This is a genomic window from Halobacillus litoralis (assembly GCF_009856355.1).
Lineage (GTDB): Bacteria > Bacillota > Bacilli > Bacillales > Halobacillaceae > Halobacillus > Halobacillus litoralis_B.
In genome coordinates, this window is sequence record NZ_WMEW01000004.1 from 114,427 (window position 1) to 128,081 (window position 13,655).

General features: G+C 48.8%; 12 protein-coding genes. 2 read left to right on the forward strand and 10 right to left on the reverse strand.

Annotated features, from left to right (window positions below):
• Positions 1-3 precede the first annotated feature (3 nt).
• Positions 4-3,564: a chromosome segregation protein SMC gene (smc, locus tag GLV97_RS08010; RefSeq protein WP_160889463.1), complete on the reverse strand. Its 3,561-nt coding sequence runs from the start codon at positions 3,562-3,564 to the stop codon at positions 4-6.
• Positions 3,565-3,747: 183 nt separating this feature from the next.
• On the opposite strand from smc, the gene GLV97_RS08015 reads away from it, so the two are divergent.
• Positions 3,748-3,969, forward strand: coding sequence for a DUF1128 domain-containing protein (locus GLV97_RS08015; protein ID WP_160835578.1), 222 nt, complete (start codon positions 3,748-3,750; stop codon positions 3,967-3,969).
• A gap of 45 nt (positions 3,970-4,014) precedes the next feature.
• Here GLV97_RS08015 and rnc read toward each other — a convergent pair whose 3' ends face one another.
• The 9 genes from rnc to sdaAB form a co-directional block, all read right to left on the reverse strand.
• Complete coding sequence (gene rnc, locus GLV97_RS08020) at positions 4,015-4,707, reverse strand: ribonuclease III (protein WP_160835577.1); 693 nt, start codon at positions 4,705-4,707, stop codon at positions 4,015-4,017.
• Between the two features lie 75 nt (positions 4,708-4,782).
• Positions 4,783-5,016, reverse strand: a complete 234-nt coding sequence (acpP, locus tag GLV97_RS08025; RefSeq protein ID WP_027954176.1) for an acyl carrier protein — start codon at positions 5,014-5,016, stop codon at positions 4,783-4,785.
• Between the two features lie 61 nt (positions 5,017-5,077).
• A complete protein-coding gene (fabG, locus tag GLV97_RS08030) occupies positions 5,078-5,818 on the reverse strand; it encodes a 3-oxoacyl-[acyl-carrier-protein] reductase (RefSeq protein ID WP_160835576.1) in 741 nt (246 codons plus the stop codon).
• Positions 5,818-6,759: an ACP S-malonyltransferase gene (gene fabD, locus GLV97_RS08035; RefSeq protein ID WP_160835575.1), complete on the reverse strand. Its 942-nt coding sequence runs from the start codon at positions 6,757-6,759 to the stop codon at positions 5,818-5,820. The genes fabG and fabD overlap by 1 nt, the downstream gene beginning before the upstream one ends.
• Complete coding sequence (gene plsX / locus GLV97_RS08040) at positions 6,756-7,760, reverse strand: phosphate acyltransferase PlsX (RefSeq protein WP_160889464.1); 1,005 nt, start codon at positions 7,758-7,760, stop codon at positions 6,756-6,758. The genes fabD and plsX overlap by 4 nt, the downstream gene beginning before the upstream one ends.
• 15 nt (positions 7,761-7,775) lie before the next feature.
• Positions 7,776-8,354 (reverse strand): transcription factor FapR, encoded by a 579-nt coding sequence (fapR, locus tag GLV97_RS08045; RefSeq protein ID WP_202409570.1) that lies wholly within the window; start codon positions 8,352-8,354, stop codon positions 7,776-7,778.
• Between the two features lie 163 nt (positions 8,355-8,517).
• A complete protein-coding gene (gene recG / locus GLV97_RS08050; protein ID WP_160889465.1) occupies positions 8,518-10,554 on the reverse strand; it encodes an ATP-dependent DNA helicase RecG in 2,037 nt (678 codons plus the stop codon).
• A 5-nt stretch (positions 10,555-10,559) separates the two neighbouring features.
• Complete coding sequence (gene sdaAA / locus GLV97_RS08055; RefSeq protein WP_160835571.1) at positions 10,560-11,444, reverse strand: L-serine ammonia-lyase, iron-sulfur-dependent, subunit alpha; 885 nt, start codon at positions 11,442-11,444, stop codon at positions 10,560-10,562.
• An 18-nt stretch (positions 11,445-11,462) separates the two neighbouring features.
• Complete coding sequence (gene sdaAB, locus GLV97_RS08060) at positions 11,463-12,125, reverse strand: L-serine ammonia-lyase, iron-sulfur-dependent subunit beta (protein WP_160889466.1); 663 nt, start codon at positions 12,123-12,125, stop codon at positions 11,463-11,465.
• A 228-nt stretch (positions 12,126-12,353) separates the two neighbouring features.
• Between sdaAB and GLV97_RS08065 the strand changes: the two genes are divergently transcribed.
• Positions 12,354-13,622 carry an NCS2 family permease gene (locus GLV97_RS08065; RefSeq protein ID WP_160889467.1) on the forward strand — a complete coding sequence of 423 codons (1,269 nt, stop codon included), beginning with the start codon at positions 12,354-12,356 and terminating at the stop codon, positions 13,620-13,622.
• Positions 13,623-13,655: the final 33 nt, after the last annotated feature.

The following is a 13,655-nucleotide window of genomic DNA, read 5'->3' on the forward strand; positions in this document are numbered from 1 at the left end:
TTTCTATGCTTCCAATAATTCAGGTGTTTCTTCCAAACGGACGGAAACCAGTCTGGAAACACCGGATTCCTGCATCGTCACTCCATACAGCACATCCGACTCCTCCATCGTTCCCTTCCGGTGGGTAATGACGATAAACTGCGTGTTTCGGCTGAACTCTTTCAGGAACCGGGCAAACCGGTCCACATTGGCTTCATCAAGAGCCGCTTCCACTTCATCCAGGACACAGAACGGCACCGGCCGGACTCTCAAGATGGAAAACAGGAGAGCAATAGCTGTCAATGCTCTTTCACCGCCGGATAAAAGACTTAGGTTCTGGAGTTTTTTGCCGGGCGGTTGAGCAACGATATCCACACCGGTTTCCAGCATGTTCCCAGGATCGGTCAGCTGAAGATCAGCACGGCCGCCTCCGAAGAGCGTACGGAAGACTTCATTAAATTCCGCACGGATTTTCGTGAAGGTATCTTCGAATTTCCGCTTCATCTCCCCATCCATTTCGTTAATGACGTGATGAAGGGTTGTTTTAGCTTCCAGCAAGTCGTCCTGCTGGCCTTTCAAAAACTCATACCGCTCTTTAATACGCTCATATTCATCGATGGCTCCAAGGTTCACCGTGCCAAGTTCTTCAATCGACCGTTTAATCAGCTTCACTTTCGTTGCAGCCTGATCGACATCCACTACGGTATCGTAATCCCGTTTCGCCTTTTCAAATGTCATCACGTATTCCTCCTGCAGGTACGTGAGAAGGTTATCAAGCTCTACGTCCAGACGGTTGGCTTTTACTTCCTTCTGCTGAATATCCTGCAGGTAGTTTTGGTGCAGGCGGTTGTGCTCCTTTAGAGATTCGTCCTCTTTCTGCACATCCCCGCTGATATCCGACCGTTCTTTGCGGAGAGACTGAATGTCTTCTGAAGCAGCTGCTTTCTCCTGTCCTGCGTTCTTGATCAGCTCTGTTAACTCTTCTTCGGTTTGGTTGGACTCCACGACTTCCATCAGCTGCTGATAGGAAGCTTTATTCCCGCGAAGTTCCTGCTCGATCAACGCTTTTTCCTCTTCGTAACGGCTGACCTTTTCCTGTTGGTTATGAACAGCCGATTCCTGTTCCGCAAGCTTGATCTGCAGCTCCTGGCGCCGCTGCTGCAGGGCATCCTCATCTTCCTTTTGTCTGTCCTTTGCAGCCGTCAGGTCTTCAATCCGCTGCTGGGTCGAGGCAAGTTCTTCTTCCAGATCGGCCAGAGTTTCTGTAAGGGATTGAAGTCTGTCGTCCGCCTGCGTTCGATCCTGATCAAATTGAGCTTGATCCTGATCGTAAAGATGAAGCTGGCTGTTAACATGGTTCAGCTTCACTTCATTTTCCCTCGCATCGGACTGTTTTTCATATTCCTTGTTTTTTATGAGAGAGAGCTTTTCTGCATAGGATTCTTTCGCTTGTTCCTGTTCACTTAAGCTCTGCTTCAGCTGCATCACCTTCTGCTCAACATCCTGCAGCTTTTTCTCGTAATCTCTTATTTTTTCTGTGGTTTCCTGAAGTTCCTTCTCCCGGGTGAACAGCGACTGACCGGACTGTTTTTTCGCACCGCCTGTCATGGAACCTCCGGGATTGACAACATCCCCTTCGAGAGTGACTACACGGTACTTACGATTTAATACCCGGGCAATCGCATTGGCGTGCTCCAGCGTTTCTGCCACTACGATATGGCCAAGCAGGTGCTGCACCGCTTTTGCGTAGGCATCCGGCACATCAATCAGTTCAGCCGCGACTCCTACGTAACCATCCTGTTGGTTCAGCGAACCGGCACCGGTGACAGAACGGGGCTGGATGGAAGAAAGCGGAAGGAAGGTCGCACGCCCCTTGTGCTGGGTTTTCAACCAGTGGATCGCCTGTCTCCCAGCTTTTTCATCCTGGACAACAATGTGCTGCGCCTGGGCACCGAGGGCTGTCTCAATGGCTGTCATGTACGCGGACGGAATGTCAATCAACTCAAGCACGGCCCCTTCAATACCGGAGAGGCGTCCATTCTGCCGGGCTTTCAAAACTTCCCGCACCCCCTGGAAGTAGCCGGAAAAGTCTTCTTTCATATCCTCCAGCATTTCCTTCTTGGAACGCATCTTTTCGAGATACTGGTACCCTTTATACAGTTTTTCCTGCCATTCCTGATAGGTCTTCTTATTTTCATCAAGAGCCGCTGCTGCCTCCTGCAGACTGGTTTCGAGCTCTTTACGTTCTGACGTCAGTTGTTCAAGTTCTGCAGTTATTCGGCGGCGGTCAGCCTCCAGGGTTTCCCTCTCTTCTCTCAGCCCTTGGAATTTCCCGCTCTGGACATCTTTTTTGGTATGCAGTTCAGAAAGCTGTTTTTCCAACAGATGTTTTTCATTTCGTTTAGCCGCCTGCTTGTTTAAAAGTTCGATATAATCACTTTTCAAGTCTTCAATCTGCTCTTCCATCTGTTGAAGATCCTGATTGAGCGCCTGATTCGTCTCCTTGAGCTCACGTTTGGACTCCCGGCGTTTTTCCCTGGCCTCCTCTAATTTGGAGGTTTCTTCTGATGTCACTGTCTTAAGCGTTTCGAGTTTATTTGAAAGTTCCTCATAGGCTTCCTCGAGTTTTGATTTGTTCTCTTCGAAATGTTTATGACGTTCTTTCATCAACTGCTTTTTGCCTTCCAGATTTTCAAGCTCCCTTGTCAGTTCTACAAGTTTCTCCTGCAGATTTTCCAGGGAATCATCCAGCTGTTGAATGCGGCTCCGTTTCACCTCTACCGATTCCTGACGGGCAGCAATCTCTGCCTTCAACTCCGCTTCCCCGCTTTTGACTTCTTCGAGCTCTTTCAGAACGACCTGCCAATCCTTATGGAGGCCTTCAATCTGCGTAATTAAAAGCGAGATTTCGATGTTCTTTAACTCATCCTTTTTTTCCAAATAGTCTTCTGCAACGGCCGCCTGTTCTTTTAACGGCTCCAGCTGCCCGTCTATTTCATGGATAATGTCTTCCACACGGTTTAAATTCTCCTGTGTTTCCGCGAGTTTATATTCGGCTTTTTTCTTCCGTTGTTTATACTTCAGGACACCTGCCGCTTCTTCAAAAATCGTACGGCGCTCTTCAGCCTTCGAGCTCAGAATTTCCTCGACTTTCCCTTGACTGATAATCGAAAAAGCTTCTCTCCCAAGGCCTGAATCCATGAATAAATCGATAATATCCTTCAATCGACATGTTTGATTATTGATATAAAATTCACTCTCACCAGACCGGTACACTCTCCTGGTTACACTGATTTCCTGATAGTCCAGGGGGAGGGTCTGGTCTTCGTTATCGAGCGTGAGCGTCACTTCTGCCATATTCAGGGCGGAGCGCGACTCACTTCCTGCAAATATAATATCTTCCATCTTCGCACCGCGCAGGGAACGGGCCGACTGCTCTCCAAGCACCCAGCGGATGGCGTCTGTTATGTTACTTTTCCCACTGCCGTTCGGTCCGACCACAGATGTAACGCCTGAAACGAAATCAACGGTCACCCTGTCGGCAAACGATTTAAATCCTATAGTATCCAACTGTTTGAGGAACATAGTCATCCTCCTGTATCTTCACAATCTTTCATTCACTCAACTAATATATTTTATCATAAACGCTTTCCCTACGGTAGGAAGCCTTCAGCGTTCTTTTCCTTCCGTCAAAGGGTTTCATAATTGGACAAAGTCCTTTATCATATGTAATAACCGGATATAGTCAGCCGAAGGAGGAATCAGCTTTTGAGTTTACAAGAACCAAAACAGGAAAATCTTGCATTTATGATCGACGATATGGCCGATAAACTGCAGGTGGTCAATCGTTCACTTATGAAGCCGGAGGATTATGATTTAAACAAATATGAAGAAATCAAATCCCTCTATGACATTATCAACATGAAGGGCCAACTCAGCGTGTCCGAGATCCAGGCGTTTGTTCAGGAACTCGGACAGTACCGCAGATGAGAAAAAGGACCGTCCTCAGCCGCTGAAGGCTGGTGACGGTCCTTTTTAAAATCGCGCGCCCTGATTCTCTAAAGCCTGCTGAGCAGCTTTCTGCTCCGCTTCCTTCTTCGTACGCCCGACGCCGATACCTCCGATGTCATCCTGGATCCTCACGTGAGCGATAAACTCCCGGCTGTGTGCTGGGCCTCTTTCTTCCACAATTTCGTACTCAATTTTACTGTTTTTATCCCGCTGTATAAACTCCTGCAGCTGGCTCTTATAATCCATCGCATGAGAAAAAGCACCTTTTTGGACTCTCGGGTAAACGTAGGTTTTCAGAAATTGAATAACCGCCTCATACCCCTGATCGAGGTATAACGCACCGATAAAGGCTTCAAACACGTCGGCCAGTAATGCCGGCCGGTTACGTCCGCCTGTCAGTTCCTCCCCTTTGCCGAGAAGAATCAAATCCTGAAAATTGAGTTCATTGGCAAACTCAACCAATGAAGCCTCACAGACGATGGAAGCTCTGAACTTCGTCAATTCCCCTTCTGCCATATCCGGGAACTCCCGGTATAAATACTGGGAAACACCCAGCTCCAAAACGGCATCCCCGAGGAATTCTAAACGTTCATTGTCCTCCCGGTCTGTTTTACGATGCTCATTCACATAAGATGAATGCGTGAAAGCCTGCTCCAGTAACGAAATGTTCTGAAATGATTGATTTATTTTCTTCTGGAAACTGGAGAAATCACCCATAAATCACCTTGTCCTTTACTTAAAGTTTCTGAATACAGGAAAGGCTGCCCGTTAAATAACGGACAGCTGACCTTTTTATGACTGGCTGCTTATGTAATTCACAGCGTCGCCAACTGTATTAATTTTTTCAGCTTCTTCATCAGAAATTTCCATATCAAACTCGTCTTCAAGCTCCATTACAAGCTCGACTACGTCAAGAGAGTCTGCTTCTAGATCTTCTTTGAAGGAAGCTTCCATAACTACTTTGGATTCGTCTACATCTAGACGGTCGACGATGATCTGTTTTACGCGATCAAATGTTTCTGCCATTGGAACCTCACCTCCCTTCAGTCATTATAGTAAATTTTGCAGTGAAAAACCATAGTGGTTTTTACATGACCATTCCGCCATCCACATGAAGCGTCTGACCAGTCATATATGCGGCGTCTTCAGAGGCAAGGAAGCGGACAACTCTGGCCACGTCCTCCCCGTCCCCGAGGCGCTTCAACGGAATGAGGGCGAGCATCTGCTCACGCTGTTCCTCCGTGAGAGCGTCCGTCATATCTGTCGTGATATACCCAGGGGCTACGGCATTCACCTGAATATTCCGGGCGGCGAGCTCTTTTGCATTGGATTTCGTCATTCCGATGACCCCGGCTTTTGCAGCCACATAGTTTGCCTGTCCCGGATTACCGGAAACGCCGACAATAGAGGCCACATTAATGATGCGTCCGTACTTCTGCTTCATCATTTGACGGGTGACCCCCTTCGTGCAGAGGAATACGCCTTTCAAATTGGTATTGATGACAGAATCAAATTCCTCTTCCTTCATACGCATAAGAAGATTATCTTTTGTGATTCCAGCATTGTTGACAAGGATGTCCAGACGACCAAACTCATCCACGACAGCTTTCACCATCTGCTTCACATCTTCCTCACTGGCTACATCGGCCTGAATCTTCATCGCTGAACCGCCGCATGCAATAATTTCCTGCACGACAGCTTCCGCCTTCTCTTCACTTCCCGCATAGTTGACCGCTACTTTAGCTCCTTTTCGGGCAAGTTCTAAAGCAATGGCACGGCCTATGCCACGTGATGCTCCTGTAACGAGAGCCACTTGATCTTGTAACATCAGGCTTCCTCCTTATACCACTCTATGAAATCCTTTAATGTGTCAGGATCCTGGACACTGAACGTCTTCATGCGGCGCTGGACTTTTCTAACAAGTCCGCTGAGAACTTTCCCCTGCCCGACTTCTACAATGGCATCGACTTCCTCTTCCACAAACGCCTCAAGAATCTGTTGGAAGCGCACAGGGGAATACAGCTGCTCTACAAGCAGACGCTCGATCGTTTCCGCTTCTGTAACGGCTTCTGCAGACACATTGGCATATACCGGAATAGAGGCATCTCTGATCGTACGGTCATTCAGATGACCCGCAAATTCTTCACTCGCCGGCTCCATAAGACGGGAGTGGAAAGGTCCACTGACGTTTAAAGGAAGGACACGCTTTGCCCCTTTTTCCTTCAATTGTTCCCCAGCTGCCTCCACACCTTCTTTTGTACCGGAGATGACGATCTGTCCCGGACAGTTAATATTAGCGAGATCAACGGCTTTATCTCCATCAAACCCTGTCAGGATATCCTCGATTTCCTCCTGGGAAAGTCCAAGTACAGCAGCCATTGTACCTTTTCCAGTCGGGTACGCTTCTTCCATGAGCTTTCCGCGGATATGGACAAGCTGAACCGCTTCAAGCGGATCCAGCGCGCCGGCTGCTGTCAGGGCGCTGTATTCACCGAGGCTGTGACCGGCGGTCATGTCCGGTGTAACCCCTTCTTCTGTCAGCACCTGCTGAATGGCGATGCTGTTCAGCAGAAGAGCCGGCTGGGCATTCTCGGTTTTCGTAAGCTCCTCAGCAGGTCCTTCAAACATCAATGACGTAAGTGAGTACCCAAGCACTTCGTCGGCTCTATCAAACAATTCTTTCACAGATGGATAGGCTTCATACATCGCTCGTCCCATACCGACTTCCTGGGATCCCTGCCCGGGAAAAACAACGGCAGTCTTCTTCATTCTGATTCCTCCTTTTCGTTCATCCGGCTCAGCGTACCAGCAATGGTGTCCGTGACATTCAGTTCAACCATTTCACACGCCTGGCGGATCGCATTCAGGACCGCACGCTCATTCGATGAGCCGTGGGCTTTGATGACGGGGGATGCAAGTCCGAACAAACCGGCTCCGCCATATTCACTATAATCAAGCTGGTTTTTCAAACCGCGCAGGTCATCCTTAACAAGACCGGCGGCAATTTTCGTCTTCCAACTGCTCATAAACGTCTCTTTCATCATGGAGAACATTGTAAGTGCCGTTCCTTCAATCGTTTTTAAAGCCACATTACCTGTGAACCCGTCTGTGACGACAACATCCGCCACACCATTAAGGAGATCACGGGCTTCCACATTTCCAATGAAGTTAATCGGTGCTTCTTTCAAAAGCTGGAACGCCTGTTTTGTAAGGTCGCTCCCTTTTCCATCCTCCGTCCCGACGTTTAACAAACCTACTCTCGGCTTGTTGATTCTGCGGACGTTCTCAGAATATATGGACCCTATGACGGCATACTGCAGCAGGTGGGCTGGTTTAGCATCCACATTCGCTCCAACATCCAGCATTAAAAAGCCCTTCCCGTCCATTGTAGGCAGGGTCGGACTCAAGGCTGGACGTTCCACCCCCGGCATACGGCCGACAATGAAAAGACCCGCGCTCATAAGAGCTCCGGTATTCCCTGCAGAAATGCATCCATCCGCACGTCCCTCTTTCACTTCCGCCGCTGCCATGACCATGGAAGCCTTCTTCTTCCTGCGGACCGCGCGGACAGGTTCGTCTTCAGAGGTAATCACTTCTGTTGTATGTAAAACCGTTACATTAGGCTGATCTTTCAAAAACGGGCGGATTTCTGCTTCATCCCCTACGAGTGTGATGGATAACCCATCAATCGTATCCGCGGCCTTTACCGCTCCCTTTACAATGGCTTCAGGGGCGTTGTCCCCACCCATCGCATCAATGGCTAACTTCATGAACATTCGACTCCTTTACTGATTCGAGCGGTACATTTCAAATGTACCGGCAAACACTTCTTCATTCCCAACAAAGCTGTGGACATTCACGATCGTCCGCCCTTTACCGTCCTCACCTTTGGCTGTCGCTTTCGCTACAACACGTTCCCCCAGTTTGACCGGTCTTGAAAAATGAATGGTGGAACGGGCGGTTAAAGCCAGCTCATCATTGATCAAAGCGACAGCAAGGGAGTTGGCCTGGGCAAACAAATGGTGGCCTCTGGCGATATGGTTTCTTGAAAAAACGTGTTCCGGGCGGATATCCAATATGGAGATGGCACGGTCATCCAGCTCTAAATCAACGACTTCACCAATGATCTCCTCCACCGGCAGGGCTTTTACTGTTTCATTCCATTCCTGGGTGGCAACGGATTTAATCCGTTCACGCAGTTCGGGAATTCCCATCTCCATCCTGTCGAGCCGGATGGTCTGTATGCTGACACCAAAAGATTTCGCTAGTTCTTCATCCGTCGTGAAAGGCATTTGCTCAATACGTGCTTTCAGTTCTTCCTGACGTACTCTTTTGTTTTTTTTCACACAAATACCACCGTTCATTCAGCCATAACCCTTTTTATGACTAGGTACTAATAGTAATATATAATACCGGAATCCAGAACGCAAGGACTGAAAACCCATTCATTGAAAAATCCATGCTGTTCAGCGATGAAAATAGGAAGGAAAGAAAAAGCACGCCCCTTCCCGGGACGTGTTCCTTTTTCTAATCCAGAACATTCTCCATGATCTGCTTGTCCTTATAGACCCTTTCCTTCAGCGAGCTGTAGGATTCATTCTGCTCCAGCATATTTCCTTCGATCATTTCCGCAGCATCTTTTCTCGCCGTTTCAAGGGCACGGTAATCGTGAACCATGTCCCCTACTTTGAATTCAGGCAGACCGCTCTGCTTTTTCCCGAAGAAGTCTCCCGGCCCCCGCAGCTTTAAGTCCTGCTCCGACAATTCAAAGCCATCGTTCGTTTCTGTCATGATACGCATCCGTTCTTTTCCGACATCCCCCTTGGGATCAGCAAGAAGGATACAGTAGCTCTGGTCAGATCCACGTCCGACCCTGCCCCGGAGCTGGTGAAGCTGGGAAAGTCCGAAACGCTGAGCGTCATAGATGACCATCATCGTAGCATTGGGAACGTTCACACCCACCTCCACCACTGTAGTGGAGACAAGGATATTCAACTGATTATCCGCAAATTCCTTCATGACTTCTTCCTTTTCCTCATTATGAAGGCGTCCATGCATCAGGCCGACAGAAATGTCCGGCTCAAAGACGCTGCTGAGCTGGTGGTACAGATCGATCGCATTCTGAATATCCAGTTGATCAGATTCTTCGATGAGGGGACAGATGACATACGCCTGATGGCCCTGATCGATTTCCTTCTTAATAAAATTCAGGACACGGTCTGTCATTTCACCCTTCACCCAGTAGGTCTCTACAGGCTTACGGCCGGCCGGCATTTCATCAATGACACTGACATCCATATCACCAAAAGCCGTGATGGCAAGCGTCCTGGGGATAGGTGTAGCGGTCATAAATAAAACATCCGGGGAAAGTCCTTTATCCCTTAAGGTACGCCGCTGTTCCACACCGAAACGGTGCTGCTCATCCACGATCACAAAGCCGAGATGGCTGAATACTACTTCATCTTGGATGAGTGCATGCGTTCCTACAAGAATATCAATCTCTTCCGCTTTGACAGCTTCTAGAATTTCCTGACGCTTCTTCCCCTTCACAGACCCTGTCAGCAGCTCTACCCGGGCACGGCCTTCAAACATAGCCGACAAAGACTGATGATGCTGCTCTGCAAGGATCTCCGTAGGGACCATCAAGGCTCCCTGATAGCCTGCTGTGATGGAACCATAAAGAGCAATGGCGGCAACGGCCGTTTTGCCCGAACCTACATCCCCCTGCAGGAGCCGGTTCATTCGATGCGGACGCTTCATATCTTTCAATATTTCTGCAAGGGAGCGTTTTTGCGCCCCTGTCAGTTCAAAAGGCAGGGACTGGACAAAATCGGTGAGTTTCTGATTATCATACCTTTGGACAATTCCCTGCGTCGATTCACGGTTATGCTTGCGGAGAAGCTGCATTTTCAACTGAAAGATTAAAAACTCCTCATAAACAAACCGGCGCTTGGCATGTTTCAGCATCACCCGGCTCTCCGGGTAATGCATGTGATGCAGCGCCTGCTGTCTTGGAGGGAGCTTGTAAGCAAGCGCGAGATCCTCAGGAAGGATTTCCTTAATGGATCCACCATACTCTTGGAAGGCAGCTGTCATAACTTTCCGGAGGGTGTTCATGTTCACACCTTCCTTCAGTGTGTAAACGGGCTGAATCGGCGCCTGACTTTTCGACTCCCCTTTTTTGAATTGACTAACCGTCACCTGCAGACGCTGCTGATCCCATTTCCCTGTAACCGTGACGGTGTCACCCTGCTGCAGTTGTTTCTTCGCAAACGCCCGGTTAAACATAACCGCCTTAACAGCAAAATGCTCCACCTGCAGAGTAAAGGTCAGCCTCGATTTTTTCCGACCGTAATAGCTGACGACCGGTTCAGAGACGATTTCCCCTTCGATGGTCGCTTTTTCATTATGAGCCAGTTCCGTCAGCGGCTTGACTTCATAGGAATCGTAACGGTGCGGAAAATAAAAGAGAAGATCCTCTACTGTGAACAGTCCCAGTTCATTTAAGTGGGACTGCAGTTTTTCTCCAACTCCTTTGATTTCACTAATCGATTGCTGCAGCACATCATTCACTCTTTCTTTAAAGATATTCCGTATACTTTTGCTTCAAGCTCGCGGCCGGTCGGTGTTGCAGCCAGCCCTCCCTGGGCGGTTTCCCTGAAGGCTGACGGCATCCGCTGGCCGACTTTATACATCGCATCGATGACTTCGTCACATGGAATTCTGCTTGTCACACCCGCAAGGGCCATATCTGCCGCTACAACAGCATTTGAAGCTCCCATAGCATTTCGTTTGACGCATGGGACTTCGACAAGTCCTGCAACCGGATCACAGATCAACCCAAGCATGTTCTTCAAGGTGATTGCCATGGCTTCTGCAGACTGGGAAGGCGTCCCTCCTGCCATTTCCACAATAGCCGCTGCTGCCATTCCAGCCGCGGATCCGACTTCTGCCTGACATCCGCCCGCTGCTCCTGAAATCGAAGCATTATTGGCAACAACGAAACCGAACGCACCTGAGGTGAACAAGTACCGGACCATCTGCTCACGTGATGGATTCAGCTGATTTTTAACGGCAAACAAAGTCCCCGGAACACAACCAGCACTGCCGGCTGTCGGCGTAGCACAGATCGTCCCCATCGCTGCGTTGACTTCATTGGTGGCGACAGCTTTGCTGACGGCGTCCATCAACAGCTGGCCTGACAACGGGGTATGGTTTTTCATGTAATCCTGAATGAGTACAGCGTCCCCTCCGGTCAATCCACTGTGGGACTTCACGCCTTTCAAGCCATCTTCAACGGCTTTTTCCATGACGTCGAGATTCCTTTCCATATGGGCATAGACTTCTTCTCTTGAAAGCTGTTTCACTTCCATTTCCTGGCGGATCATCACTTCAGAAATTTGTATCTGCTCACTTTCAGCAAGCTCTATAAGTTCTGCTACATTACGAAACATGTGAACACTCCTTTGTGTCTAGTCTGAGATTTTAGCCACTTGTGTAATGTGGTCTGCGCGTTCCAATTCATTAAGTATGGAATCACCAATATTCTGGTCAACTTCGATCACCATCAAGGCCTGTTCACCCTGGGCTTTTCTGGAAACTTCCATCCGACCGATATTGATCTCATTTTTTGCCAGAATCGTTGTGGCGGATGCAATAGCGCCGTACCGATCATTATGAATAAGAAGGATAGCCGGATGGCTTCCTGATAATCGGAGTTCAAAGCCGTTCAATTCCGTGATTTCAGCCTTCCCTCCACCAATGGAAATACCGACGAGCTCCAGTTCCCCGTCATCATCACCAATTTTCACACGGGCCGTGTTCGGGTGATCTGTATGGGCATCCTCTTCGTGGAAACGGATTTTCATTCCCGAAGCTCTTGCTGTATCAAGGGAAGTGCTTATTCTTTCATCATAGGTTTCATAGTCCAGAAGGCCGCCAATGATTGCTACATCTGTTCCATGCCCCTTGTAGGTTTTTGCAAATGATCCATAAAGATGGATATGGGCATACTTCGGCTCTCTGCCGAATAAATGGCGGGCGGCTCTGCCGATGCGGGCGGCCCCTGCGGTATGGGAGCTGGAGGGCCCGATCATAACAGGACCGATGATATCAAAAACAGATCTGTACTTCATAAAGATCCCTTTCCTTTCTATATAAACCTGAACAGGTAAGTTATGAAAACGCTTACTACATTCTAACATTCCTCCACCATCTTATCACATTCCACTTTATTCTTCCTTCCTTTTCATAACCTCCATATTTTGACTGGTTGATTGTTCTTTGATGAGAGAGTAGAATAGTAGATTGTGGGTTACTCGGTAACCGGGCGGGAGAGGGATAATTTCATATGAGGGATTGAAATGCTCAATCAGCAACATCAACAGGCGGGCTGGAAAAAAGAAGGACTGGCGGGCTTGATCGGTTATTTCACAACCGTTTACATCGTAGCCGTCAACAGTCAGATTCTGGAGAGTGCGGGACTGCCGCTTGAGAGCGGTATGGTCGCTACTATTCTTGCCAGCGCGTTAGGCTGCTTGATCATGGCTTTTTATGCGAATGCACCGATGGTTCTCATCCCCGGGATGGGTGTCAATGCGCTGTTTGCCTACTCGATCGTAGAAGGGACCGGGATGTCGTTTCAGCAGGGACTGGCCGTCGTGACGATGGCTTCCATCATCTTTCTGATTACTGCTTTTACAAGGCTTGGCGATTGGCTTAAACACGCCATACCTGCTTCTTTGAAGCACGCCATCACCGTTGGTCTCGGATTGTTCCTGACCTTGATCGGTCTTGAAAAGGGAGGCCTTGTCGTCAAAGGTGAACACTCCCTGATCACCCTGGGCAACCCATCGTCCGCCATGGTGATTACCAGTATCATCACCCTGTTTATCGGGATTTTTCTATTTTCGAGAAACGTCCCCGGCAACTTCTTAGTGACGATGATCGCCGGGACTGTCCTCGCACACTTCACAGGACTGCTTGGAGAGAGTGGAAAAAGCATCGATATCCAGGAGCAGAGCTGGCTTCTGCTCCCGGACTTTTCCGGTATTCTCGGGTTTGGTTTCTGGATGGCGGTTTTCCCGCTGGCTATTGTGCTCATCTTTGAAAACATGGGTCTGATCCACGGTCAGCTCTCCATGCTGGATCAGGAGGACAAATTCAAACGTTCCTATCAGGCAACGGCTTTTTCAGCCTTAACCACCGGATTCCTCGGTACATCACCGACGGTTTCATCCGCAGAGAGTGCAGCTGTCATTGCCTCGGGAGGAAAAACAGGGAAATCAGCACTGACGATGGCCGTTCTTTTCGGAGCCACGCTGTTCTTAATCCCGTGGATTTCCATGGTTCCATCCACAGCGATTGCACCGATTCTGATCATCGTAGGAGCGCTTATGGTTCAGAATATCAAAGAGATTCCATTTGATCAGCTGTCTGAGTCCATGCCGGCGTTTTTAATCATCGTGATGATTCCTTTCACGTATTCCATCGCTGACGGAATGGCTTTCGGGTTTATCGCCTACCCGATCGTAAAGCTTGCCCTGGGCAGACATCGGGAGTTGTCCACTCCAGTCGTATTCATCGCCATGATCTTTCTCGTTGAATTTATCGTACGCTCGCTTGGACATTAATGATTCATTTTGCTGTAAAAAAAAGCTCGAAGA